The 25,845-nt window shown below is 46.4% G+C and carries 25 protein-coding genes and 4 tRNA genes; 12 read left to right on the plus strand and 17 right to left on the minus strand.

Annotated features, from left to right (window positions below):
* Nucleotides 1-4: 4 nt before the first annotated feature.
* The 3 genes from HCJ96_RS04880 to gltX form a co-directional block, all read right to left on the minus strand.
* Nucleotides 5-80, minus strand: a tRNA-Glu gene (locus tag HCJ96_RS04880).
* Nucleotides 81-277: 197 nt separating this feature from the next.
* Nucleotides 278-353: transfer RNA gene (locus tag HCJ96_RS04885), tRNA-Ala, on the minus strand.
* Between the two features lie 84 nt (nt 354-437).
* Nucleotides 438-1,847: a glutamate--tRNA ligase gene (gene gltX, locus HCJ96_RS04890; RefSeq protein ID WP_169209936.1), complete on the minus strand. Its 1,410-nt coding sequence runs from the start codon at nt 1,845-1,847 to the stop codon at nt 438-440.
* Nucleotides 1,848-2,072: 225 nt separating this feature from the next.
* Between gltX and HCJ96_RS04895 the strand changes: the two genes are divergently transcribed.
* From HCJ96_RS04895 to HCJ96_RS04905, 3 genes are all read left to right on the plus strand, one after another.
* Nucleotides 2,073-2,148: transfer RNA gene (locus tag HCJ96_RS04895), tRNA-Val, on the plus strand.
* 61 nt (nt 2,149-2,209) lie between these two features.
* A tRNA-Val gene (locus tag HCJ96_RS04900) sits at nt 2,210-2,285 on the plus strand.
* A gap of 395 nt (nt 2,286-2,680) precedes the next feature.
* On the plus strand, nt 2,681-4,309 hold the full coding sequence (locus HCJ96_RS04905; RefSeq protein WP_169209937.1) for a response regulator: 1,629 nt from the start codon (nt 2,681-2,683) through the stop codon (nt 4,307-4,309).
* A 107-nt stretch (nt 4,310-4,416) separates the two neighbouring features.
* On the opposite strand, the gene HCJ96_RS04910 is transcribed toward HCJ96_RS04905, so the two are convergent.
* Together HCJ96_RS04910 and moaA are read right to left on the minus strand one after the other, a co-directional pair.
* Nucleotides 4,417-4,974, minus strand: a complete 558-nt coding sequence (locus HCJ96_RS04910; protein ID WP_169209938.1) for a GNAT family N-acetyltransferase — start codon at nt 4,972-4,974, stop codon at nt 4,417-4,419.
* Between the two features lie 14 nt (nt 4,975-4,988).
* Nucleotides 4,989-5,957, minus strand: a complete 969-nt coding sequence (gene moaA, locus HCJ96_RS04915) for a GTP 3',8-cyclase MoaA (RefSeq protein WP_169209939.1) — start codon at nt 5,955-5,957, stop codon at nt 4,989-4,991.
* 132 nt (nt 5,958-6,089) lie between these two features.
* On the opposite strand from moaA, the gene HCJ96_RS04920 reads away from it, so the two are divergent.
* Both HCJ96_RS04920 and HCJ96_RS04925 read left to right on the plus strand, forming a co-directional pair.
* Nucleotides 6,090-7,880, plus strand: a complete 1,791-nt coding sequence (locus tag HCJ96_RS04920; RefSeq protein ID WP_169209940.1) for an ABCB family ABC transporter ATP-binding protein/permease — start codon at nt 6,090-6,092, stop codon at nt 7,878-7,880.
* Entirely contained in the window at nt 7,876-8,091 is a 216-nt protein-coding gene (locus HCJ96_RS04925) for a putative quorum-sensing-regulated virulence factor (RefSeq protein WP_169210342.1), read from the plus strand. Before HCJ96_RS04920 ends, HCJ96_RS04925 begins: the two co-directional genes overlap by 5 nt.
* 11 nt (nt 8,092-8,102) lie before the next feature.
* Here HCJ96_RS04925 and HCJ96_RS04930 read toward each other — a convergent pair whose 3' ends face one another.
* Entirely contained in the window at nt 8,103-8,507 is a 405-nt protein-coding gene (locus tag HCJ96_RS04930; RefSeq protein WP_169209941.1) for a DUF3224 domain-containing protein, read from the minus strand.
* A 245-nt stretch (nt 8,508-8,752) separates the two neighbouring features.
* Between HCJ96_RS04930 and HCJ96_RS04935 the strand changes: the two genes are divergently transcribed.
* Nucleotides 8,753-9,091: a hypothetical protein gene (locus HCJ96_RS04935; RefSeq protein ID WP_211162707.1), complete on the plus strand. Its 339-nt coding sequence runs from the start codon at nt 8,753-8,755 to the stop codon at nt 9,089-9,091.
* A gap of 16 nt (nt 9,092-9,107) precedes the next feature.
* On the opposite strand, the gene HCJ96_RS04940 is transcribed toward HCJ96_RS04935, so the two are convergent.
* From HCJ96_RS04940 to HCJ96_RS04955, 4 genes are all read right to left on the minus strand, one after another.
* Complete coding sequence (locus HCJ96_RS04940) at nt 9,108-10,451, minus strand: class II 3-deoxy-7-phosphoheptulonate synthase (protein ID WP_169209942.1); 1,344 nt, start codon at nt 10,449-10,451, stop codon at nt 9,108-9,110.
* 155 nt (nt 10,452-10,606) lie between these two features.
* A complete protein-coding gene (locus tag HCJ96_RS04945; RefSeq protein ID WP_169209943.1) occupies nt 10,607-11,365 on the minus strand; it encodes an ABC transporter ATP-binding protein in 759 nt (252 codons plus the stop codon).
* On the minus strand, nt 11,362-12,321 hold the full coding sequence (locus HCJ96_RS04950; RefSeq protein ID WP_169209944.1) for a FecCD family ABC transporter permease: 960 nt from the start codon (nt 12,319-12,321) through the stop codon (nt 11,362-11,364). The genes HCJ96_RS04945 and HCJ96_RS04950 overlap by 4 nt, the downstream gene beginning before the upstream one ends.
* Nucleotides 12,318-12,785, minus strand: coding sequence for a low molecular weight protein-tyrosine-phosphatase (locus tag HCJ96_RS04955; protein ID WP_169209945.1), 468 nt, complete (start codon nt 12,783-12,785; stop codon nt 12,318-12,320). The genes HCJ96_RS04950 and HCJ96_RS04955 overlap by 4 nt, the downstream gene beginning before the upstream one ends.
* Before the next feature lie 91 nt (nt 12,786-12,876).
* On the opposite strand from HCJ96_RS04955, the gene pepE reads away from it, so the two are divergent.
* Nucleotides 12,877-13,590 carry a dipeptidase PepE gene (gene pepE, locus HCJ96_RS04960; RefSeq protein WP_169209946.1) on the plus strand — a complete coding sequence of 238 codons (714 nt, stop codon included), beginning with the start codon at nt 12,877-12,879 and terminating at the stop codon, nt 13,588-13,590.
* Here pepE and bioD read toward each other — a convergent pair.
* From bioD to bioB, 4 genes are read right to left on the minus strand one after another with little or no spacing between them, the layout of a single operon-like run.
* The gene (gene bioD / locus HCJ96_RS04965) at nt 13,570-14,241 is read right to left on the minus strand and encodes a dethiobiotin synthase (protein WP_169209947.1); all 672 of its coding nucleotides are present in this window, start codon (nt 14,239-14,241) and stop codon (nt 13,570-13,572) included. The genes pepE and bioD overlap by 21 nt on opposite strands.
* Before the next feature lie 2 nt (nt 14,242-14,243).
* On the minus strand, nt 14,244-15,053 hold the full coding sequence (locus tag HCJ96_RS04970; protein ID WP_169209948.1) for a methyltransferase domain-containing protein: 810 nt from the start codon (nt 15,051-15,053) through the stop codon (nt 14,244-14,246).
* Nucleotides 15,050-16,210, minus strand: coding sequence for an 8-amino-7-oxononanoate synthase (gene bioF, locus HCJ96_RS04975; protein ID WP_169209949.1), 1,161 nt, complete (start codon nt 16,208-16,210; stop codon nt 15,050-15,052). Before bioF ends, HCJ96_RS04970 begins: the two co-directional genes overlap by 4 nt.
* Complete coding sequence (bioB, locus tag HCJ96_RS04980; RefSeq protein ID WP_169209950.1) at nt 16,210-17,307, minus strand: biotin synthase BioB; 1,098 nt, start codon at nt 17,305-17,307, stop codon at nt 16,210-16,212. The genes bioF and bioB overlap by 1 nt, the downstream gene beginning before the upstream one ends.
* 98 nt (nt 17,308-17,405) lie before the next feature.
* On the opposite strand from bioB, the gene bioA reads away from it, so the two are divergent.
* The 3 genes from bioA (at nt 17,406) to HCJ96_RS04995 (ending at nt 19,876) form a co-directional block, all read left to right on the plus strand.
* A complete protein-coding gene (gene bioA, locus HCJ96_RS04985; protein WP_169209951.1) occupies nt 17,406-18,683 on the plus strand; it encodes an adenosylmethionine--8-amino-7-oxononanoate transaminase in 1,278 nt (425 codons plus the stop codon).
* Between the two features lie 6 nt (nt 18,684-18,689).
* Nucleotides 18,690-19,223: a DUF2937 family protein gene (locus HCJ96_RS04990; RefSeq protein ID WP_169209952.1), complete on the plus strand. Its 534-nt coding sequence runs from the start codon at nt 18,690-18,692 to the stop codon at nt 19,221-19,223.
* Nucleotides 19,224-19,594: 371 nt separating this feature from the next.
* Entirely contained in the window at nt 19,595-19,876 is a 282-nt protein-coding gene (locus tag HCJ96_RS04995) for a hypothetical protein (protein ID WP_169209953.1), read from the plus strand.
* A gap of 80 nt (nt 19,877-19,956) precedes the next feature.
* Here the strand turns inward: HCJ96_RS04995 and HCJ96_RS05000 are convergent, their stop codons facing one another.
* A complete protein-coding gene (locus tag HCJ96_RS05000) occupies nt 19,957-21,081 on the minus strand; it encodes a GNAT family N-acetyltransferase/peptidase C39 family protein (protein ID WP_169209954.1) in 1,125 nt (374 codons plus the stop codon).
* Nucleotides 21,078-22,571 carry a RimK family protein gene (locus HCJ96_RS05005; protein ID WP_169209955.1) on the minus strand — a complete coding sequence of 498 codons (1,494 nt, stop codon included), beginning with the start codon at nt 22,569-22,571 and terminating at the stop codon, nt 21,078-21,080. The genes HCJ96_RS05000 and HCJ96_RS05005 overlap by 4 nt, the downstream gene beginning before the upstream one ends.
* A 226-nt stretch (nt 22,572-22,797) precedes the next feature.
* On the opposite strand from HCJ96_RS05005, the gene HCJ96_RS05010 reads away from it, so the two are divergent.
* Entirely contained in the window at nt 22,798-23,769 is a 972-nt protein-coding gene (locus HCJ96_RS05010) for a calcium/sodium antiporter (protein ID WP_169209956.1), read from the plus strand.
* Between the two features lie 26 nt (nt 23,770-23,795).
* On the opposite strand, the gene HCJ96_RS05015 is transcribed toward HCJ96_RS05010, so the two are convergent.
* The gene (locus HCJ96_RS05015; RefSeq protein WP_169209957.1) at nt 23,796-24,185 is read right to left on the minus strand and encodes a hypothetical protein; all 390 of its coding nucleotides are present in this window, start codon (nt 24,183-24,185) and stop codon (nt 23,796-23,798) included.
* A gap of 251 nt (nt 24,186-24,436) precedes the next feature.
* Between HCJ96_RS05015 and asnS the strand changes: the two genes are divergently transcribed.
* Nucleotides 24,437-25,834: an asparagine--tRNA ligase gene (gene asnS, locus HCJ96_RS05020; protein WP_169209958.1), complete on the plus strand. Its 1,398-nt coding sequence runs from the start codon at nt 24,437-24,439 to the stop codon at nt 25,832-25,834.
* The last annotated feature ends 11 nt before the right edge of the window (nt 25,835-25,845 follow it).

Genomic DNA, 25,845 nt, shown 5'->3' on the forward strand with positions numbered 1-25,845 from the left:
TATATGGCGTCCCCTAGGGGATTCGAACCCCTGTTACCGCCGTGAAAGGGCGGTGTCCTAGGCCTCTAGACGAAGGGGACAAAATTTCCGCTATCGTTGCTCCGCAACGATGAAATTTTGTAAGGCGAAGTGAGCTCTGCGAAACTGAGCGCCATTTTTCATCTTACTCATTTCTGTAAGGTGAGGTGAGCTGGCGAACCGAGCGACCTTTTTCTTACAAACAAATTCTGTCTGGCCTGAAAAGATGACATAACAACTTCATCTTTCCTAAAATTCTTGGTGGAGCCAGGCGGGATCGAACCGCCGACCTCTTGCATGCCATGCAAGCGCTCTCCCAGCTGAGCTATGGCCCCGTATCAGTACAACGTGACACAAGTCAGTTGTGTGACAGCGGGGCGCATTCTAGGCATCGGTAGCCAAGCTGTCAACGGTTTTTTTTAGGAATTTTCCCTGTTTGCTATAAAAGTGAGCGCTTTGTCTATTCTCTCGGCAACTTTGTCTTTTGAAAGCAAATTCAGCGTAATATCTAACGACGGTGAATTTCCGCTTCCCGTCGCCGCAACACGCAAAGGCATACCCACTTTGCCCATTCCGACATCCAGCTCTTCTGCTGTGGTATGTATAGCCTGCTGAATTGATTCTGGCTCCCAGTTTTCAATTGCTAATAACTTCTCTTTAACTTTTCCTAATGGCTCTTTCGCAACCACACGCAAATGTTTCTTAGCCGCGTTTGCATCAAATTCTTCAAAATCAGTATAGAAATAGCTACTGATTTGCGCTAACTCTTTAAGTGTCTTTACCCTGTCAGCCTGAACAGCAATCACTTTTTCCAATTCAGGGCCAGTAGACAAATCTATGCCCTCCTGGTCAAAGTGCCACTTCGCGTGTGACGCCACCTCACTGGCAGGCAAAGACTTTATGTAATGCTGGTTCAACCAAATTAGCTTTTCGGTATTAAATGCGGAAGCAGACTGCCCTATCGCATCTAAACTGAAGTGCTCAATCATTTCATTGAGCGTGAAAATTTCCTGATCGCCGTGCGACCATCCCAGCCTAACCAGATAATTAAGCAGCGCCTGTGGTAAAAAGCCGTCATCTCGGTACTGCATGACACCTACCGCACCATGACGTTTGGATAATTTTTTACCATCGTCTCCTAAGATCATGGAAACATGGGCATATTCAGGAACTGGCGCACCTAACGCCTTAAGAATGTTAATCTGGCGTGGTGTGTTATTAATATGGTCTTCACCACGAACAACGTGCGAGATGTTCATATCCCAGTCGTCAACCACTACACAGAAATTATATGTTGGCGTGCCGTCAGAACGTTGGATAATCAAGTCATCCAGTTCTTTGTTATCAATTTCAATTTTGCCACGGATGTGATCGTTGATGACTACCTTCCCTTCAAGAGGGTTTTTAAAACGAATGGCGAAAGGCTGATTTTCCGGATGATCGGTACGATCACGCCAGGTTCCCGGGTAACGTGGTTTCTCGCCACGCAGTTTTTGCTGCTCTCGAATTTCATCAAGTTCATCGGCAGGCATAAAGCATTTGTATGCCTTACCTTCTTCCAGCAGTTTAGCGATAATTTCTTTATAGCGGTCAAACCTTTGTGTTTGGTAAATTGGCCCATGATCCCAGGTCAGCCCTAACCATTGCATTCCATCAAGAATAGCCTGCTTAGCGTCATCTGTAGAACGTTCAATATCGGTATCTTCGATGCGCAGCACAAATTCGCCGCCGGTATTTTTCGCTAAAAGCCAGGAATAAAGCGCAGTGCGTGCGCCGCCAACGTGAAGGTAGCCGGTTGGGCTTGGTGCAAATCGTGTTACCACCGTCATGAATCATCTCTAATAGGTTAGTATAAATATCGCGGTATTTTATCAGTCCAGAGGGATTGGCAAAACCATCTAAGCAATTTTCTTTATTTAATCATTCATAAAAGCAGAAAGTGTGTACTTTTCATGCAAACAAACATTTAATTCAAAATTAGCGGTTGACAGTTTTTATCGCCTCACTATAATACCGCTCCACTTGCCAAGCACGGCAAGCAAATTACACAAGTCGGACGCTTAGCTCAGTTGGGAGAGCACCGCCCTTACAAGGCGGGGGTCACTGGTTCAAGCCCAGTAGCGTCCACCACTTCTATGTGGACAAACAATAGCAAACACCATCGTTGCTTAATGTGTAATTTAGAGATAGAGGACGCTTAGCTCAGTTGGGAGAGCACCGCCCTTACAAGGCGGGGGTCACTGGTTCAAGCCCAGTAGCGTCCACCACTCTTTATTATTTCCTTAATCAAAATCTCCACAGTAATCCATTCGTTAGTCGATTTCTTTTTACTATCTATATTTCACTTTTCACTTTTCACTTTTTATTTGGCGTGTCGTCCTGATTAACCCGATAACATGTTGTACCTCTGTGGTAATTCACTGCTTGGTTCAGCTCCTGAGTTAACTCAGTTTCGCTTAGTTTGGCGTCACACTTTTTGTGCCCCTCAAATTTGTCTCAGTGGAAAAATTCCACATTTAGTGAGCACACATCGTTTAATAACTGTATTAAATACGATTTTTACTTTTGAAATCTGCGTTTATTCGTTAAATTAAAATTACTTATATGCGTAAAGTATCGTCGAGTTAGTTGTTTACGACTAATTTAATCAGTTAGGAATAGTATGAATCACAAACAGGCTGAGAAAATGCGGGTGTTGATCATTGATGATCAGGTGCTTGCCAAAGGGTACTTAAAGTACTCACTGGAGCAGCTTGGATTTCAACATATAGATTACGTGGAGAAGTCTGCGCAAGCAAAAACAGCATTGCGTAGTCATTATTACGATCTGGTTATTTGCGCTTACGACCTGAAAGAGGAACGCGAAGGCTATTATCTTTACGAACAACTTAAGGATAATAAAGATCTGCCTGCTACCACGGCATTCGTTTTTATTAGTGCTGATACGTCGGCGGAAATTGTCCATTCTATCGTTGAACTGCAACCAGACGAATTCCTTGCCAAACCGTTTACCATTGGGGATTTAGATAAACGACTGAACCGGGTATTAAAGCGTAAGCAGATCCTAAAACCAATTTATCTGGCACTTGAAGAAGAAAAACCAGAACACGCGCTGGACGAAATAGAACGCTTTTTAACTGAGCCGAAACACGCTGAGTTTTTTCCTCTTGCACTCAAAATGAAAGGTGAAACTCTGCTCGCCTGCGGGTTAACCGAACAAGCCAAAGATTTTTACCAGGCAATTATTAATGTGCAGAATTTTACCTGGGCACAAATCGGCCTGATTAAGACCTTTATTTTGCTTGACCAGGACAATGATGCTGAAAAACTGATTATTGAGCTTGCCCTGTCAGCCGACGCCACTCTCATGGCCTATGACCTGTTGAGTGGGCTGCAAATTAAGTTACACGAATTTGAAGATGCCCTTGAAAGTGTAACGATGGCAAGCGATATTTCACCGCGCAATTTGAAACGCCATGAAACAGCGCTGGATTTGTCGCGCATCACACATGATTACGAATCCCAGTTCGAAGCGGCTAAGCGTATTGTGAAATATGCTAAAAACTCTATCCATGACAAGCCAGAAATTTATTTAAATGTCGCGCGTGCCAGTATCGACTTTGCGATGACTGCTGAAGATAAACAAACTAATTTATTAATTAAGCAGGCGTCTGACTCGTTGCGTCATTTAAAAAATAATTTTCCAAAAGCCGATGTAGAAGATCAGGTAAAGGTGATTGATGCCAGAATCATGTATCTACGAGACGAAAAGGAAAATGCTAAGGCGTTATTGCATCAGTTGAATGACGATGCCTGGGAGCAAGAAAGTAACGAGGCATTATTGGACAAAGCAAAAGCATTTCATGAAGTCGGCTTTCAGGAGCACGCATTAAAAATTCTGGATGTCATCGAAAAGCGCTGCCAGGATGACCCTCGACAGAGTGAGCTGTTCTTGCAGTACGTGCAACAGGAAAAGTCTGAAAAAGCTGAGATTACGCACAGTCCAAAAGAACTGAACAACTTTGCAGTGATAAAATACAAACGCGGCGATCTGGCTACCGCCCTGAAAACATTCCGCCAGGCATTTACCATTATGCCCAAAAACCCCTCTATCGCTTTGAACTTACTGCAAGCAACAGCGATGGAGTTAAGAGAAAAAGACCGTATCATCAATGGTAAAGCAGACACGATTATTCACCGATGCATGAAAACCATCGAATCAGGCAAGCTAAGTCAGGAACAGGAACAGCGCTATCAGCGCATCAAGAGTATCCTTGCAGATTTGCATTAACCGGGAAAAGACTTGGTCGGGCAAGCTTGGCTGGATATATGGCTTCGCAGCGGACTATCGATGCTGCCACTTATCAGTTTGTAATCAGCGTAGTAATTAGACAACACTCATTTTTTTAAATGAGAAAAACTATCGATATGTTGAGAATATACCAACACCTCTTCATCGAAAAGTTCGTCCTGATAATGAAACGTATGGCTGAATGTCATTCCCATTTTTTGCATGATCGCGATGGAAGCGCTGTTGTTCGGATTAGCAACTGCTGAAAACTGAGTGATACCAAAATCGGCCAGCGCATCTCGCACTGCCAGTGCAGCTTCAGTCGCATAGCCATTTCCCCAGAACTCACGCTTAAAACGCCATCCCAATTCCAGGTTTTCAGGATCAGCCGTTGCGGTAAAAAAGCCCATCGGCCGCACCAGAACCCAGCCTATATCCTGGTTGGTTTCTTTAATTGTAACGCGCCAGATCCCCCAGCCCAATGGACGGTTAGCATACGCTTGCAGACGCGGCATAAAGATACCATCGATGTCAGCGCGGCTGGTGGTCTTGCCCCCATTGATATACTTCATCACGGACTCATCCTGGTCCACGTCCCACAGAAATTCAGCGTCCGCTTCTGTTACAAATGAATAAGTCAGTCTTTTGCTATCTTCAATGTGCATTGTTATTATTCCTTTTAACCACCGATCATTGCAAAGTGCGTGGTGGCGCCCGTTTCATGCTGTTCTAGCAGATGAGAAACCCGTTTGTTTTTTAAAGTCTGTCGAAGGAAACACATCAGTCCTTCAACATCCCCGTCTGTGAGATAGCCGCGCATTCCAATCCCAGCTTCACTAAACAGGCACAGGTGTAATTTTCCCAGTGCAGATACCCGCAATCGGTTACAATTCTTACAGAAATCTTTGCTGTATGGCAAAATAAATCCTAACTTCCCGGCATAATCAGGATGATAGAACTCCCTGGCGGGACCAGCGTATGGCTCACGCGCAATTTCTAACCACCCCTCATTAACAATCTGCTCCAATAACACCTGACCAGATTGGTGCTGTTGGCTGAACAGGCGTTGGTGATCACCTGTTTCCATCAGTTCGATAAAGCGAACAGAAACCGGCGTCTCTTTAATCCACTTTAAAAATCGCGTTAACCTTCCTGCGGAGAAGCCTGTCAGCAGTACCGAATTAATTTTAACTGATATACCATGTTCCAGTGCTTTATCGACACCAGCTAGGATTTCTTTTAGCTTATTTTGACCGGTAATCGCATTAAATTGTGCCGGATCCAGACTGTCAATACTGACATTAACCTGCGAGCACCCCGCCCTCGCCCAACGCTCTGCGTTTTCAGCCAGTCTGGCGCCATGGGTGGTAATGGCAACCTTTCGAATTCCTCTGGTGGATGCACAGGTTTCAATAATCTGTGGCAGGTCACGACGTAGACTTGGTTCGCCGCCGGTGATTCTTACTTTACTTGTTCCCAGCCGTGCAAACGTCTCAACCAGCGTCTTTATTTCAGACTGAGATAGGAACGACGATTTCGATGGGCCATTGTAACCATCTGGCAGGCAATACTGACAACGGAAGTTACAAGCCTCTGTTACGGAAAGGCGCAAATAATGAAACTGTCTACCAAAGCTATCTTCTAACAAAGATTGTCCTGGATATCGAATTGCCGTTACACACTGGTATTAACATGACATATTTTTGCCATGCTATAAACCTAAACCTTGGGAAGATGATAGGATATTGTCTTATAAAAAAGACGTTAAAATTTTTAACCTATGCGCTCAAGCCGATTTCCAACTGCACCCAACACGCCCGTTCGCTGGCAAGTTTTTCCTATGCTATGGCCTTATCTTCTTGAATTTAAAGGCCGAATTGTCGTTGCTTTACTTTGTCTCGTGGGGGCGAAGATAGCCACTATCGGCCTACCCTATGTACTCAAGTACACAGTGGATTCTCTTAATGCGCCATCTGCTGCCGATATAGCCATTGCGGTGGTAACCGCATTGGTTATCGCGTACGGAAGTCTGCGCCTGATCAACGTTTTACTCTCAGAAGTGCGCGATACGCTGTTTGGCAGAGTGACCGAGCGCGCCATGCGTCGCTTGGGGCTGGCCGTTTTCAATCACTTACATGCGTTGGATTTGCGTTATCATTTGAATCGCCAAACAGGGGGGCTAGCGAGAGATATTGAACGTGGTAGCAGTGGTGTCAGCTTCCTGATGCGCTTTTTAGTATTCAATATTGTTCCTACCTTCATAGAAATTTTTATCGTCGCCGGATTACTGTTAAGTCAATATGGCGCCAATTATGCCGTGGTGATCCTACTATCAGTCATTATATACGTTGCATTTTCGGTGGTTGCCACAAACTGGCGCACTAACTTTGTTAACGAAATGAATCAAGCGGACTCAGCGAGCAACTCCAGAGCCATAGACAGTTTGTTGAACTTTGAAACAGTGAAATATTTCAACAATGAGAACTACGAAGGTAAACATTACGACCGGTCTCTGGCACATTGGGAAACTGCCCGTCGCAAAAATCGGCTCTCCCTTTTTGCCCTAAACGGAGGTCAGGCGCTTATCATTGCCATCGCTATGACGGCGATGATGGCCATGGCTGCTTTCGATGTGGCCGCCGAGAAAATGACCATAGGCGACTTTGTCCTGATTAACGCGTTTACCATGCAAATTTTTACTCCACTCAATTTTCTTGGTTTTGTCTACCGGGAAATTCGGGGCGCTATTGTTAACATCGACAATCTATTTACCATTTTGCAGCAACGTTCAACGATTGAAGACAAACCCGACGCCCCTTCACTATCCGTACAAACAGGCGCATTGACGTTTGATAAGGTCAGTTTCAGTTATGACAATCAGCGTCCCATTTTAAAAAATGTCACCTTCACGGTCGCGCCGGGCCAAAAAGTGGCTATTGTCGGTGAAAGCGGCGCGGGCAAATCCACCATCGTCAAACTGTTATTTAGATTTTACGACGTCACTGACGGCGCTATCTCAGTGGATAGTGCTGACATTCGGTCGGTCAGCCAACAGTCGCTGCGCCAGGCGTTTGGTGTAGTGCCGCAAGATACGGTGTTATTCAACGACTCAATTTGGGAAAACGTAAAATACGGTAACCCGCAAGCTTCTGACGAGGAAGTCTGGCACGCCATCAGACAAGCCCAACTGTTGCCCTTTATAGAAACATTACCGAATAAGCAGAACACTAAAGTCGGCGAACGGGGTTTAAAGGTGTCAGGTGGCGAGAAACAACGCATTGCCATCGCCAGGGTGTTGCTGAAAAACCCACCCTTTTTTCTGTTTGATGAAGCCACTTCTTCATTGGACACGCATTCTGAAAAGCGGGTAATGGAGGCAATTAACCAGGTAGCAAAATCTACCACTACACTTATTATTGCGCACCGGTTATCCACCATTGTAAACGCAGATAATATAATTGTATTGGACAACGGTGAAATTGCAGAACAAGGTACCCATCGTCAACTACTCGATCATAAAGGCCAATATTATCGCCTTTGGACAGCGCAATTGAAGGAGTCTACTCATTAATCCGGTACAAGACGCTATTAATCAAATTATGCCATTTGGCAAGTATTCAGGAAGAAAACTCATTCACCTGCCTGAGCCCTATCTGGTCTGGTTTCATCAGCAAGGTTTTCCAGCAGGCAAACTAGGCGAACAGCTTGCGCTGATTTATGAGATCAAGCTGAACGGACTGGAAGATACAGTCCGTCCATTGATACGAACTACCGACATTTAATGAAAACGGTGTCAGTCGGGCTCTTGCAAGCCATATTCTAATTCATAGTAATGTTTGCCGTTATTCACTTTTATCTGCATGGAACCGACGATCCCGGATAACTCTCCTGAACCGGAATTTGGAATAATGGGTATGTTCAAGGCTTCCCCTGACGGCCCCATAATTCCGCTATGCTGCACTACAAATGCACCGGTTTTACCTTCGACAGAACCCTTGATAATTTCCATTGCAACATAGCCTGCAGAGCCTTGGACCGGCGTAACAACGCTTAACATTTCGCCCTTACCTGATGCGCTTAATTCGCCTTTATATGTCTTGCTGATGGTCATACGATTTACCGTATTGTCATCATCGGCCATGAATGTGGGTTCAACAGGGTTTAACTCTACGTCGAACTCACCTACTATTTTTTTCATGTATCACTCCCTAAGCCATAGAACCAAATTTAACGACTTTGTTAAGCATAGCTGTCTGCCTACCTGAACCTAAACCATCTCATGTTAAGCAAAAAGATGCACGTCCAGTTACCGATAGTAAGAGCCATTATTTTAAAGCGCCAAACATCTGAAGCAGTGAATCGGGTGACAGCCACCGTTGTGGACACACAGCATAAACTGTATACTCATACAGTCTTTATTGCAATGTACTCCGGGAAGGTATTTTGAGGCCCAAACGTCAACAACAGGTAATCATTGATCGACAAATACTCGCATTGCATGAAGCAATGGTAGAAAAGGTCATCGCGGAACCACATCTGCTGGTTGGTTTACAGGCCAACCTTAAGCGATACATGGAAACTGGCGTGATTAGTTACGGCAGTGCTTTGTTGTGGGAAAGTATATTATCATCCTCAGCTGACCCGGCCACATTTCGCCAACTGGTGCTAAGCGATGAACAACGGATGGCCCAATTGCGCAGGCGCACGATATTCAGTGGTATCTTATCTGAGGATGAAAGAGAAGAGGTGCTGGCGAAATATATCGCCAGCGAATTAGCGTAAATGCAGTTATTAATGTTTAGCCTTGTCTGAGGTGATCAGCGACCAAAAATGCCATTTCCAGTACCTGGTCTGCATTTAAGCGAGGATCGCACTGAGTCTTGTAAGCCTGTTTCAAATCATCATCACTGATTTGATACGCCCCCCCCGTGCACTCAGTTACATGTTGTCCGGTCATTTCAAGATGAATGCCCCCTGCATGCGTTCCCTCAGCATCGTGAGCGGCAAAGAACTGCTTAATTTCACTTAATATGGCATCAAAATTACGGGTCTTATAGCCGCTCGACGCTTTGAACGTATTGCCGTGCATCGGATCGGAACTCCATACCACATGCCTGCCTTCAGCTTTAACCCTGCGCAATAACCGGGGAAGATTGTCAGCTAATGTATCGGCTCCCATACGGGTGATCAGGGTAAGTCGGCCCGGGTCATTTTCAGGATTGAGGGCGTCAATTAATTTGATCAGCTCATCTTCCTGCATCGTTGGCCCTACCTTTACCCCAATAGGATTATGCAGACCGCGGAAAAACTCAATATGCGCATGGTCGAGCTGCCGCGTGCGCTCCCCTATCCACAACATATGGGCTGAGCAGTTGTAGGGCTTACCAGATAACGTATCTATGCGAGTAAGCGCTTGTTCATAGTTTAACAACAATGCCTCATGAGAGGTAAACAGGGAGGTTTCATGCAGTGTGGCGCTGGTAGTGGAATTGATACCAATCACATCCATGAACGCGAGAGTGTCCTGAATACGGGTTGCCATATCATGATACCGCTCTTTCAGCGGGTTATTTTCCACAAATGCCATATTCCAGCGACTGACCTGATGAAGATCGGCCAAGCCTCCCTGCGCAAATGCACGCAATAAATTAAGTGTGGCTGCACTGTGGTGATAGGCTTCAACCATTCGATTGGGGTCGGGACGGCGAGCCGCTTCGGTAAACTCAAAACTGTTAATGATATCGCCGCGATAACTTGGCAGGCTGATGTCATCGATCGTCTCTAAATTGGCCGAACGCGGCTTGGCATATTGCCCTGCCATACGCGCCACTTTCGTCACCGGACAACGCCCCGCAAAGGTCAGCACGATTGCCATTTGCAGCAGTACTTTAAACGTATCGCGAATTTTAGGTGCATTGAACTCAGAGAACGATTCTGCACAATCCCCGCCCTGCAATAAAAAGCCTTTACCCTGGCTCACTTCACCAAGCTGACGATAAAGTTCACGGGTTTCTTCGGCAAATACTAACGGGGGATATTTACTCAACTTGCTTTCGACCGCTGCCAGCTGTTGCTGATCTTCATACACAGGTTGTTGGAGAATAGGCTTACTCCTCCAGCTATCCGGACGCCACTGACTCACTTTCTCTCCTTAACTTTAAACTTAGCAAAACACAGTCTTGAACGAACACACTAATACTTCAGACGAGGCTGCGAATGCGTGCTCTAACAGTAGGCAGGGTAATTGTTATTATCGTTATGGCAATTCTTGCCTTAATTTGCAAAAGCTTACCACACTTAGTAAGGATCAGAAGTACCTAATGCGTCAATTTGCCAGGTATTTGCGTGTCTTTTTACATCAAAATCGCATTGATAAGTACGCTTGAGTATATGCGGGTTAATAATCTTTACTGGCTGCCCCAGCGCTATTAAACGTCCATTCTTAATGCACCAGACTTCGTCTGCGAATCGCGCACTGTGAGCGATGTGATGCGAACTGCAAAGCAATGTATTTCCGTTGCTGACCAGTTCTCGTGAGAAGGTTAGAAAAGCGAGCTGATGACGAATGTCCAGTGCTTGCAGTGGTTCGTCAAAAACCAGTAACGCCCGGCCCTTCCTGATTGCAGGCCATACCTGAATCAGCGCACGACAAAGTTCTACGCGCTGCAACTCCCCTCCGGAAAGCATGGTAACAGTCTTATCAATAAGATGGTTCAGCTCAAATACCTGCTCAAGTTGTGCTGGGATGGGTAAGCTGCCAGTGGCGAAAAAGCCTAGATACTCATGCACAGGCAAGTCAAATACAGGCTGAAGCCCCTGTTGTTGAAAACTCCTGAACGAAGCCAGCTGAGCCAGTGAAAGATGATTAAGATCTTGTCCGTCAAGATACACCGCGCCCGAATCTGGAGATAGCAAACCCGCAATTAACTGCAGTAAGCTTGACTTACCGGCACCATTTTCACCCAGCACATGCACCGCGGAACCTTTGTTGAGCTGACAGCTAAAGTTTTCCAAACGGCCTTGCAAATAGGCCTGATCCACCACCAGAAAACTCATACTCGCCACCTGCCACGGTAAAGTACGGCCAACAGCATGGGCCCGCCGATGGTCGCCGTCACCATGGAAACAGGTAACGAAATCACTGCCGCCATATCAGAAATGGCGACCACCAATAACAAAACTAACGCGCCGGTCAGCGCGGTAACAGGCAGTAACTTCTGGTTATCGTGCCCTACAATAAATCGCATTAAATGAGGCACTAGCAAACCAATGAAGGCGATGGAACCCGAAACAGAAACCGCGGCACCTACACCGATGGCAGTGATAAACAGACATCGATTTATCAGTAACTGCGGACTAACCCCGGCTGCAGCCGTTGCCAATTCACCTGCATACAGCAGGTTCATTTGCCTGGCATAGTAAAGCTGAAATCCAATGCTGAGTGCCATGATTGGCCCACTCACGGATAATAAAACCCAATCAGCCTGATGCAAACTCCCCATGATCCAAAAGGTAAGGTTGCGCATGGCACTGGCTTCTGCCATCAGATACATCCAGCCAATAATCGCTCCTGCTAACGTGGAAATCGCAATACCTGCCAGAATAACGGCTGAGGCTGCATTACGCAGTCGCTTTGAGATTTTAAAAATTAGCCAGGTGGATAATAAGGCGCCAGTGAAACATCCTATCGGTAACATATACTGCATAGGCAGTGGTAGGGTAAATGGCAATAACAATAAGCCGGCGGCGCATAAACTGGCGCCGCTGGTAATACCGATGATACCCGGATCGGCCAGAGGATTGCGTAATGCTACTTGCAGGGTACCACCGCTGATCGCCAACGTTGCCCCAACTAAGACAGCGTTTATGACCAAAGGAAGTTGCAGATTAATTAAAATATGCCAGTGCAGTGCAGGCTCGGTGTATTGGTGCCAATCATGCAGTACGATTGTGCTTGCAACCACCATCAGCAGAAACAGCAAAACACAGCGCAACCACCAATGAGGCTTCATTGCTTCTGTAAATGCTCAATTAACCCGTCGCTGGCCTTTTCAATTAAATCCAGCACGAGCTCAAATCCGCGTTTACCACCGTAGTAAGGATCAGGAACTTCAGAATGGGGGTCATCAGCAAAATCCAGAAAGAGTTTAATTCTGTCATGATATTTAGCATCACTCATGTCCTTGAGATTGCTAAGATTACTGTGATCCATCGCTAAAATATGATCAAACCTGACGAAATCATCTTCTTGAACTTTCCGACATTTAAGTCCGCTGAAATCGTAACCGCGCAGCTCCGCTACTGCTTGAGAGCGCTTATCCGGCGGACTGCCAATGTGATAACCGTGGGTGCCCGCAGAATCTATCGTCACCTCCAGACCACGTTGCTGTACTTTTTGTCTGAAGACCGCTTCAGCTGTCGGCGAGCGGCAAATATTTCCCAGGCAGACAAACAAAACCGCAGGTGTATGCTGCATAAAACCATCCATCTTAAATCTTTGTATCTTAACGCGATGAAGCCTAAAATGCGGTACACCATTTAATGTATCAGCGATTTTAAGGTCAACAATGACTTCACATGTATTAATGCTCAGCAGTTCCCGTGCTGGTTCCGAAGAATACCTTGAACATGCCAGACAACCTATTCTGTCACATTTGGCACAAAGGCGCGAGGTTCTGTTTGTTCCTTACGCAGGCGTGTCGATAGATTGGGACACCTATACCGAAAAAGTTCAGTCAGCCTTGCCTGAGTGTCAGGTTACGGGGTTGCATTCGTTTGATGATCCAGTAAGCACAATTTTAGAAGCCAACGATAATAATCAGGCTATTTTAGTTGGCGGCGGCAACACATTCCATTTGCTCGCCTCATTGTATCATTTTGGGCTGATAGAGCCTTTACGTCAGGTTATTGCAGATGGAACGCCTTACATTGGCTGGAGTGCTGGCTCAAACATCTGCGGAGCGACCATTCGCACCACGAATGATATGCCCATCATTGAGCCACATTCATTTAACGCATTAAATGTGCTGCCATGCCAGATTAATCCTCACTACACCGATTTTCATCCACCTGGACATAACGGCGAAACCCGTGATGACAGGTTGCGGGAGTTCACTCGTTTAAATCCTGCGATGCCGGTGATCGCAATCAGAGAAGGCACCGCCCTGCGGTTGTCCAAAGGCGAACTTACACTTGAGGGCGACAACGGTGGATTTATATTTTTAGCAGACCAGAAAATGCCTATCGAAGCGGGACAGAATTTAACTGAATATCTGCGCTAATTCAGCTAACACGGCCTGTGAATGCGGTTGCCCGAAGGGTATCTCGGCAAGTTTGGGGGCCGCTATCATCATTTCCAAAGTCTGGATATTCTCCCGATAACAGGGCATATCCAGAGAAAGCTGATTGGCTATCCATCCCTTTATTTGCAAGCCATCAGCCTGAATTGCCTGGGCGGTCAACAGCGCATGGTTCAAACAGCCCAGCCGCATGCCGACGACAATGATCACCTCCATTTGCCAATACTTAACCACATCTGATAACAAGTGCCCTTGTCCGATGGGTAACCGCCAGCCGCCTGCACCTTCAACCAATAAGATATCAGGATGATGCTGGCGCAGTTGCTGCAATCCCGTATCAATTACCTCAATTTCTATGTCTCTGTTCGCTAGCTCGGCCGCAATATGAGGAGCAATCGCGGGTTCAAAAGCAACGGGATTAATATGTTCAATGGGTAGCGAAATGCTTGAAGCCTGCTGCAGTTTGCGTGCATCCTCATTTATCAGTTGTTGCCCCTTACGCTCGCAACCCGCCGAAACCGGCTTATAGCCCAAAGACGTTAAGCCAATATGGGACGCCGCTTTCAGCAGATATTCACTGACATAGGTTTTGCCCACTTCGGTATCAGTGCCGGTGACAAAATACTGCTGCATGATTACTTTTCCAATGTTAAATGACTGACACGATAAGTGAGTGGTAGGGTCCCGTCTGCGGTCGCTGCTTGCTGATATGCCAGATTCAGGCGATTTAAATCACGGCGTGTAAACTTGAATGGATTGGCCGATGCACCGTCTATCAAGGTTCCTGCACCCACATGTTTAATTGACTGCAGTAAGGGAAGGACGTGGTCAAAGTGAACGCAGTACTTCCGGGTTTGACTCTGAACATCGCGGAAGCCAACAGCTTGCGCTGCTTCATACCAGCTTTCCGCAGTCACCAATGGGTTGTGTGCTTTAGGTTGACCGGCCAGTTTACGCGCCTGCGCCAATTCAGCAAAGGAGCCGTCTACCATTATCGCCAGTGAAGCCTGCCCACCGGCCATAAGCACTTGCGAAATTTGCTGCATTACTTGCAATGGGTTGAGGCACCACTGTAACGCCATGGATGAGAAGACCAAATCTGTGCTATCAGCTTCCAGCGGCAGTCGCTCTGCCATTCCTTCGATAAAGGTGAGGTGCGGATAGCGCTGCTGTGCCAGGGTTACCATTCCTGGCGCCAAGTCAATTCCAGTTACCTGCGCAGACATGCCCGCTAAACTATCGGTATGTCGTCCGGTACCACACCCGATATCTAGCGCGTGCCTATAGCGTTTTTTTTCAATCAGTGCCAGCGCAGCGTTCGCAATCTCTGCCTGTACATCTGCATATTGATTGTAGCTGCCAGCCGCGGCAGAAAACCCATTGGCTATGCGGGCTTTACGCTGCGCGCTATCCGTTAACTGGGGCTGTGTCATTATCGACATCATAACTCTCCCCATACAATAGCTAACGCATCCACCAGCGCTTGAATATCTTTATGGCTATGTTGTGCCGAGAGCGTGATGCGCAGCCTGTCCTGATGCTTGGGCACCGTAGGATAACGTATCGCAGTTACCCAAACACCGAGTGTTTGCAGACGCTGAGAAATCGCCACCGCCTTTTGGGGATCACCAATAATGACCGGTTGAATTGCAGTGTCGGAGTCAGTCAATGAAATACCCTGTGCGTTTGCCTGTTGCCTGAAAAATTGAATATTTTCCATCAGCTCTGTTCGCGCTTTACTGTTACTTAACAGTTTAAGCGACTGCAAGGTGGCCACCGCTTGGGCCGATGGCATCGCCGTGCTGTAGATGTAATGACGGGCAAAGTTAACCAGATAATCAATCAACGTCTGACTTCCAGCGACGAATGCACCTGCTGTACCTACCGCCTTGCCAAACGTAGCCATAAGTATTGGCACCTGATTTTGCGACAGCGATAACGCCTCGACAGTGCCCCCACCCTGTTTACCTAACACGCCGAAACCGTGGGCATCGTCTAGCATCAAACTGGTGTGATACCGCTCACTTAATGCCACCAGTTCTTGCATGGGTGCACTATCGCCATCCATGCTAAACACGCCTTCGGACATGATGACACTGCGCTCGTCCGGGTACTTTTCCAGCAACGAACGTAAATGTAATATATCATTATGTTTAAATCGCTTTACCGTTGCTTCGGAATGTAACGCACCGTCAATGGCTGAAGCATGCATGAATTTATCGGCGAAAATAGTGCCAGGCTCAGCAAACAGAGCCTGGCAAAGTGCCTGATTAGCTGCAAAGCCCGAATTAAACAACAGCACAGCCTCTCTATTGAGCTGCTTAGCAATATAAGCCTCAAGATCAGCGTGCGCTTTACTGTAACCGGTCACCAGCGGAGACGCGCCCGCGCCCCCCCCATATTGCGCCAGTCCTTCTACCCAGGCTTGCAATACCTGCGGGTGTTGCCGCATGCCAAGATAGTCGTTGCTGGCAAAATTAAGAAAATGTTTGCCATCAATACAAATAACACTCTCTTGTTCGTAATCAACGCAATGACGGTTGCGCAAGTAGCCGCCATCGGCTTTTTCTGCCAACGCAGTCTGCATAAAGGCAAGGTCCATCACCCCTCCGCGTGCGCCGCCTGCGGTTTTTTCGTGGCGTCGTAAAAGAGCTCGCTATCGGTGTCGTTGTTGGCAATCTTTTCGGTTAACGCTTGTTCGTACGCTTCGTCAGAATAATTTCTACTACGTTCGGTGTTAATACCAAGCTTTTTGAATAACATCACATCTTCGTGCGTTTCAGGGTTTGAGGTGGTCAACAGTTTGCATCCATAGAAGATAGAATTGGCACCTGCCATAAAGCACATAGCCTGCATCTGCTCATTCATGTTTTCCCGCCCTGCTGATAAGCGCACATGCGATTTTGGCATCATAATGCGAGCAACCGCGATGGTCCGCACAAATTCAAAAGGTTCCAGATCATCCACATTGTCCAGCGGAGTGCCTTTAACTTTGACCAGCATGTTGATCGGAACGCTCTGCGGGTGTTCTGGTAAATTGGCTAATTGCATCAACAGACTCGCGCGGTCCTCTGCACTTTCGCCCATACCAACGATTCCTCCCGAACACACGTTCATGCCGGCGTCACGCACATTTTGCAGCGTATTGAGGCGGTCGTCATAGGTGCGCGTGGTAATAATGTCACCATAATATTCCGGAGACGTGTCGAGGTTATGATTGTAATAATCCAATCCGGCCTGCTTGAGTGCGACAGCCTGGTCCTGAGATAACATACCAAGCGTCATACAGGTTTCTAACCCGAGTTTCTTCACCTCTGCCACCATTTTAGTGACGTAAGGCATATCCCGCTCTTTCGGATTGCGCCACGCCGCCCCCATGCAAAATCGGGTCGATCCCGTCGCTTTGGCCTCTTTTGCGCGTTCAATCACCTTTTCAATTTCAAGCAAACGCTCTTTCTCCAGTCCGGTATCATAGCGCGCACTTTGTGGGCAATACTTGCAATCTTCCGGGCACGCCCCGGTTTTAATCGATAGCAAGGTGCTCACCTGCACCTCATTAGGATTAAAATGTTGACGGTGCACAACCTGAGCCTGAAACAATAAATCGTTAAAGGGTAATGAAAACAGTTGTTGTACTTCCTGACGTGTCCAGTTATGACGAACAGATTCCGATGATGAAGGCAGAGGTGCTGCGCTCATGAGCGATCCTTTACTAATGATTAATGCTGGCTTAGTCTATGCGTACTTTCGGAGTTGTCAACTCTGACCATTTTAAAAACTTTACCAATGAACAATAAATGAACAATATTGAATTTGATAAACGCCATATCTGGCATCCCTATACTTCAGCAACGAACCCACTTCCTTGTTATGAGGTAAAGTCAGCCAGCGGGGTGACACTTCAGTTAGACGGCGGACACGCTGTGGTGGATGGTATGGCAAGCTGGTGGTCAGCGATCCATGGCTATAATCATGCAGCCTTAAATGACGCCGCCAAAGCGCAAATTGATCAATTTTCTCACGTTATGTTTGGCGGGCTAACTCATGAGCCTGCCATCAATCTGTGTAAAACGTTACTTGAAATGGTGCCCGCCGGACTGGAACGGGTGTTTTTAGCAGATTCAGGATCGGTATCGGTAGAAGTGGCAATGAAAATGGCACTGCAGTATTGGGCGTGCCAGGGCCGCACTGATAAGCATCGTATTGTCAGCCCCCGCAACGGCTATCATGGTGATACCTTCGCGGCGATGTCGGTGTGCGATCCGGTCAACGGTATGCACAGCCTGTTTACCAATGTACTGACCAAACAACTGTTTGCTCCTGCTCCACAAACGCGGTTTGGGCAGACTTTCAGTGAAGACGATATTCTGCCGCTGGAAGAGCTGTTTGCTCACCATCATCACGAAATCGCTGCCCTTATCTTAGAGCCAGTAGTGCAAGGCGCAGGTGGTATGCGCATCTATCATCCTGAATATCTTAAACGGGCACGTCAGTTGTGTGATAAATATGACGCACTACTGATTTGTGATGAAATTGCAACAGGTTTTGGTCGTACTGGAAAATTGTTCGCCTGTGAATGGGCCGACATTTCACCTGACATTCTGTGTGTAGGCAAAGCATTAACCGGTGGATATATGACTCTGGCCGCAACTCTGTGCAGCGAAGATGTAGCTCAGGGAATTTGTCAGGGCCAACCGGGAGTCTTTATGCATGGCCCAACCTATATGGGAAACCCTCTCGCCTGCGCTGTTGCAGGCGCAAGTCTGGCGTTGATCAATGAAGGTCACTGGCAGTCACAGGTTCAACAAATTGAACAGCAATTAAAAACCTCACTGCCTGCCTGCGCACAGCTGGCAAGCGTTGAGGATGTCCGTATCCTGGGTGCTATTGGTGTGGTAGAAATGAAACAGACGGTGAACGTTGCTAATGCCCAAAAATCGTTTATCAACAATGGCGCCTGGATCAGGCCATTTGGCAAACTGATCTACATTATGCCCCCGTACATTATTAAACCGGAAGAATTACAAATTTTAACCGATGCCATATACACATATGCTTCTTCACTTGAGGTTTAAACTAAGATGACCCTGTTTGTCAGAGTGCTGGATAAGATCCTCTTTGCAACGTTGTTATTGATTGCATTGCAGGTGCCCATTCTGGCTGACCATTATCGGCAGTATCTGACAGGGTATTATGATGCAACTGCATCACAGGTAGAACAATACACTGTCCTTGCCACCCGGCACGGCTATACCAGCCTTGAAGCCATGCTCAGTGATCTTGAAAACAATGCTAATCCTGTAATAAGGGATGACACGCAAAACAAATATCAAACCTTGATAGTACTCAGGCAGCTGGACGAAGGGTTGTCGGTGTTGAACCAGGGACACTATTATGAACAAGCCTGGTATATGTTGTCTCCGGCGCAAAATAGTACGTTAAAACGGGTATTGGATAATTTTCACCCCTCAATTCCACTCTCAGTAGATGCCGTTGTGTATAGTCTCATAACAGCAATTTTAATTAATGTAATCCTGTGGGCACCATACTGGACGGCAGTAAGAGTGAAACGGTGGCGACATAATCGCAAATATCATGCTGAAAAACGTGCCTGAGAATGACTAAGGTATATTTTTACATTAAATTTTTACCTTTTTTGCCCGTCAAAAACCGTTTCACTTCTACACCAAAATCTACAATCCCGAGAAAAAACTACACCCTGAATTCAGGCAAACCCTAAGTAAAACAATGCCTGCAGGCCCGATTATGACAATTTTACATTTGTTACAAGTCGAATAAAAATAGTTACTTACAACATTAATTTTTTGAAATTTATGTCATGTAGTTTCAGTCAGGTATCAGAATTGCTACTTATCTATTGAACAGTGCACCCTTTAGTCATGTTTTGTGATCTACACTCAGAATCGGAAAGCTTGATTTCAAAGGATTTTCTTAAAAAGGTAATGGGTAATTAAAGGTAGTAGCGATGTTAAACAGAAATACGTTATTGATCGGACAAGTGTTGCAAATCAGGGACAAAATATTTGCTAAACGTCATTGCATTCCTAGTTCACTGAGAAAAGAATGGACAGGACTGCTTGAGAAAACGTCCAGCTTTGATGCATCTAATACGGTTAATCAGGCCGTAAAAGGCCGCCAGACGACCAAGCCAGAAACATACAATGGTAATGCCGTTGACCTGGCTCAGTTAGTGGCATCTTTTAAGAACTTTGAATTGAAGATTTCAAGAAAACACTCAACCCACTAGACTTAATGAGTTGAGCACGAACACTATACAACTGATTGGCCAATCTCGCTTTCGCGCAGTTGTACGCTTGCAGACTCAGCCTATCGCTGAGGCGGGTACAATATGATGGCTGAACGAATTTTACGTTTACCGTAACAGGTAAAACGAAGAAAATCTTCTCGCGCCACTGGAATGTGCTGAAATTCCAGGAAATGACTTTCGTAGGTGGTCGGGTCCGAGTCATGCAGATAAAAACATTTGTCGTCCACATGTGTGACAGCGACCCAGTGCGGAGCTTTTAACTTCGCAAACGGATACGTGCTTACCAGACACACTACGGTTGCTCCTGCTTTAAACGCCGCTTCTAAATCTGCAATGCCCCAGTTAAACTGTTTAACCGGTACGTCCGTCTCTTTCGCTTGCTGTTCAAAATGATTTTCTACCAACGTAATAATGTCTTTCTTATGCTGGTTGCGCACCCCCTCGACAAACAACGGTAAGCCCTGATTTAACCAGACCTCAGCCCGATACCCCTGCTCATGCGCAGCAAGCGCCAGCCCGATAGGATGACAACCACCGTGACCTGAGGTCATGTAAATCGTGGTGGCTCTGCGCCAGAGATCAAGCTCAGTTTGCTGGCGCATGGCAAAGTCAGGAGACAGTTTCTTCATGGCCATCATTAATGCGGCCGGACCGCAGGTAAATTCAGTGGTTTGCCGATACCAGGGATACACATCCTGCACTTTGGCTTTATGGGATAAACGCAACACTTTTTGCATACGTACGGCGTCGCTGTGATCTTCGTAATAATCGGAATAGATGCCAAACCGCTTGAAACCCAGCCGCTCATACACGCTGATGGCTGAGGTATTGTTTTCTGAAACTTCAAGACGCATAAAATGCTTACCGCGGCTCAGCGCAAACTGTTCCAGCTCAGCAATCAGTTTATCAGCAATCTTTTTCCCTCTTGCTTCTGGTAGCACCGCAATAGAGTAAAGTCGTACCAATTGCGTGCCCTGGCGCAACAACAACAATGCGTAGGCCAATACTTCACCATCAACTTCTGCCACCACTAAACTGGCATGACTGGCATTAATGTAATAACGCATCCTGCGTTCACTAAGTCTGTCATTTTCAAAACACCGCAGCTCAATATTGACCAACGTTTTTAAATCATCAAGCGTAGCCTGACGGAGGCTTACTTCGCCCTTATCAATGTCGCTCATCGACCTCGTTGCTCTAAACGGTTAGCAAATTCCTGCATGATAATCTGATACAGCTCTTTACCTAAATAATCGTCTTCAACCCCAGCATCAATGCTTGGATTATCATTGACTTCTATCACGTAAACCTTATTTCCTGATTGTTTTATGTCAACGCCATATAAGCCAGTACCGACTACTTTAGCAGCCTTGATGGCAGCCTGAATTACCGGTTTTGGCACTTCAAACGTGGGCATAGTGGTAAAGCCACCTGAACTCATCGAATCACCTTTATGGTGATAGATTTGCCAATGATTTCTCGCCATATAGTATTTGCAGGCGTAGATAGGTTTCCCGCCTAGCACGCCTATCCGCCAGTCAAATTCTGTGAAGACATATTCCTGTACGAGCACAAGGGCCGAGCCTGCGAGCATGTCCTTTAATTTAGCTTTAAGCTCTTTTGGATCTTCAACTTTATACACCCCGCGGCTAAACGAGCTCTCTGGCAACTTAAGAACCAGCGGCATACCTAAATCTTCGATCAACTTGTTACAGATTTCATCACTGACTTCAGATATCAGTTCACTGCGCGGTGCAGGGACCTTTTGATACGTAAATGCGTCCTGCAAGAATACTTTGTTACAGCAACGCAGAATGGATTCAGTATCATCAATGACCACTAATCCTTCCCGTTCTGCGCTGCGCGCCAGGCGATAGGTATGATGGTCAATTGCGGTGGTTTCACGAATGAACAGCGCGTCAAAATGGCCCAAATCCTGTGGGGTCAACTGGTTCACTATTTGTGCATGAAAGCCTACCTTTTCAGCCGCTTTGACAAAGTTTTTAAGCGCCTTGTCATCACTGGGCGGGGTGGGCTCATCAGGATTGACCAAAATTGCCATGTCCCAGCGCATGTGCTTACCCTTACGTATATCCTGCCATTGCCGTGTGGTATAGGCACGCAACTCATCGATACAGGTGCTTTGCAGCTCTTTTGGAAGCTGGCTTAAGCCTATTGCTTCACACTCAACAAATCCAATATTGTGATGTTTCCCATTAGATTTTGTGTTTGACTCAGATTCCTGCGCCAAATGCAGTGTAAGTTGTAATATGGGGCACGGATACTGGTTGAATGCTTTGGTGGCAATTTCCTTAAAATGCGGGGCATTAGAACGACCGAAAAACACATAAAACGTTGTGGGTAACGATACATTCTCAGGCATCACAAACTTTTCAGGTAAAGAAATGCGCACCGCTCCTTTACCGGTTGGGTCAAGCCGGAGGTCATTAATCGTGTTAACACTGGGCAAAACCTTATGACTACGCGCTTGCGCTAACAATGAACAATAGTAGCCCTGACTCAGATACTTATTTGTATCACAAAGATTTATCACCCGGGTTTTGGGTTCATTCAACTTTGGAAAATCTGCCAGGTAATCATCAAAGCTCATCACTGATAAATCAGTCTCAGGGAAGAGGGCTATATCGTCGGTTACAATTAACGTGTTGTGCATCGGCTAATATTAATTCCACTTATTAAAATTTAATGGATCTGATTGTGGTCAAAAAACCAATAAATACCAAATCAGGATTACCTTTATGGTGGCGCAGTGTATACAATGTCGCAAAATTACAAAGTGTTATTTGTGTATATTTTTTTATCGTCACCATTAACATAGACAATCCCGCTATCTAACTAAAATAGCAAGTAAAAAATAGCGGAACTTTTAAGGAGAGAGAATGACTCTGGCGATTATCGCAATCATTGTAGGCTTGCCGGTTTTACTGTGGAGCGCTGAAAAATTTATTAATGGCTCAGCCGGAATTGCAAATCACTTTGGGGTATCTCCCCTGCTAATCGGCATGTTAATCATCGGGTTCGGCACCTCTGCACCTGAAATTATTGTCTCCGTTTTTGCCGCCATGCAGGGCAACTCCGGAATAGCGCTGGGTAATGCGTATGGCTCGAATATCGCTAACATTGCACTGATTCTGGGCCTCACAGCCCTTATCAGTCCTATCGCTGTGCGCTCTGAAATTATCCGGCGCGAACTGCCGATCATGCTGGGCATTATGTTTTTGGCTGCCTGGCAATTGCTTGATTTGCAGGTGTCCAAAGATGACGCCTTTATGCTGATTGGCATATTTATCTTACTGTTTTCATGGAGCATCTGGCAGGGCATTCGCGGTGATAAAGACGCATTGGCAGAAGAGTTCACCGAAGAAATCAGTCATGCTGACTCCTCGATAAAAATGAACCTGATCTGGTTGCTGACAGGTCTGCTCCTGCTCATCGCGTCATCGCGAGTACTGGTGTGGGGAGCGGTCGAAGTTGCCACTTTCTTTGGTGTAAGTGACACTATTATCGGTCTAACCATTATTGCTATTGGCACCTCACTGCCAGAACTCGCCTCTTCATTGATGGCGGTTAGAAAAGGTGAACATGATCTGGCACTGGGTAACGTAATTGGCTCAAACATGTTTAACACATTAGCCGTGGTTGGGATTGCCGGACTGATACAACCCATGCAGGTTGAACCCATATTTCTGTATCGGGACATCGGCTTCATGCTGGCAGCATCAGTGGCACTGTTAGTTTTCTGCATTGGTATCAAAAGGCCCGGCAGGCTTAACAGATTAGAAGGAGGTGCATTTTTGCTGGCTTACGTCGTTTATACGTACTTCCTAATCAATTCAGCTTTCATCAGTTAATCTTACCTTTCGATTTACTGGAGGTGCTACAAAACGTGAATCGTTAAGGTAAACAAGCTGATCGCGCAAATGCCAACCAGAATAAACAGGTTGATGCCGTAATAATCGTTGCGCCGTCGAGTACGGCGCGCTCTCAACAACATGGTCACCAAGCTGAGTCCAAGACACAATTGCAGCAAAGCGAACAGTCTGGTGACGTGTTCACTCGACCAGCCTGTGCTGGCTTCTACTCCCCAATATTCCTGAACGCCACTAACGAATTCAGGACGCGCAAAATGAAACGTGATCAACGCGGCAACTAAAATTGCCCATGCCAATGCGTTGATAATGGTGATAAGTCGATAGAAACCATCTTTTGTTTTTGGCTTATGACGCCGTTCCAGGGGACGCCCTTCCTCGCTATTTTTTCGTGTCATGCAGTCACTATTCTCTGGTAACCAATCAAAGGATGAGTATACTAGCTGCCTGTAGCTATTTTCATCTATACGGCAGAAATCTGACAGCCAGATCCATGCGCTAAAATGAGCATGGCGATAATTAAAAACTGCTGTTTTTCGCGCATAAACAACTCACGTCATGTGCAAAAAAGTATAGCAGTGAGTGCACAAATAAACTAAGTGTGCGAAGATATTTGCCACTTCTGACATAAATTATTGGAGACGTAATAATGACGCATGCGCCCGTTGTCGACGTGCTTAAAGGAAAGTACGCGGTTGGCGAACAAGTAACAGTAAAAGGCTGGGTGAGAACACGCCGGGATTCCAAAGCAGGCCTTTCGTTCGTAGCCCTTCATGATGGTAGTTGTTTCGACCCTGTACAGGTTATTGCGTTAAATTCGTTATCTAATTATCAAGATGTCCAACGTCTGACTGCAGGCTGTGCCATAGCTGTTGTAGGCTCAGTAAAAGAGTCACAGGGCCAGGGGCAGGCATTAGAAATTGAAGCTAGCACCATTGATGTTGTAGGATGGGTGGAAAATCCCGACACCTATCCAATGGCCGCAAAACGCCACTCAATAGAATTTTTACGGGAATATGCGCACTTGCGCCCTCGCACCAACGTAATCGGTGCGGTTACTCGTGTACGCAACTGTCTGTCACAGGCTATCCACCGCTTCTTCCATGAGCGTGGTTACTATTGGATCAGCACGCCCATTTTGACCGCGAGTGATACCGAAGGCGCGGGTGAAATGTTTCGTGTTTCCACGCTGGATATGATGAACATTCCGCGCACCGATAAAGGCGATGTTGATTACAGCCAGGATTTTTTTGGTAAAGAAACCTACCTTACCGTCTCCGGGCAGTTAAATGTCGAAACGTACTGTAATGCGATGTCCAAGGTATACACATTTGGTCCTACATTTCGTGCCGAAAACAGCAATACCTCCCGTCATCTTGCCGAATTCTGGATGATTGAGCCAGAAGTGGCATTTGCCGATCTGGCTGATGTTGCGCAACTCGCTGAAGACATGTTGAAGTATGTGTGTAAAGCCGTACTTGAAGAGCGTGCCGACGATATGGCTTTCTTCGCTCAGCGTATCAACAAAGACGTCATTAATCGCCTGGAAAAACTGGTGAAGTCTGACTTTGTACGCATGGACTATACGGACGCCATTGAGATACTTAAAGCGAGTGGTAAACAATTCGAATTCCCAGTCGATTGGGGGGTAGACTTGTCATCTGAGCACGAGCGCTATCTGGCAGAAGAGCATGTAGGCGCTCCTATTATTATGCAAAACTACCCGAAAGACATTAAAGCCTTTTATATGCGCTTGAATGATGACGGTAAAACGGTCGCCGCAATGGATATTCTGGCGCCTGGCATTGGTGAGATCATCGGTGGTTCGCAACGTGAGGAACGCTTAGACGTTTTTGACGAGCGTCTTGAAAAAATGGGCTTAGATAAGGAAGACTACAGCTGGTATCGCGATTTGCGTCGTTACGGCACAGTTCCCCACGCCGGCTTTGGTTTAGGCTTTGAGCGCCTGGTTGCTTATGTAACTGGAATGCAGAACGTGCGCGACGTGATCCCCTTCCCCAGAACACCGGGTAACGCCAGTTTTTAATGGCTAAGTCC

This window comes from Alteromonas ponticola, assembly GCF_012911815.1.
GTDB lineage: Bacteria > Pseudomonadota > Gammaproteobacteria > Enterobacterales > Alteromonadaceae > Alteromonas > Alteromonas ponticola.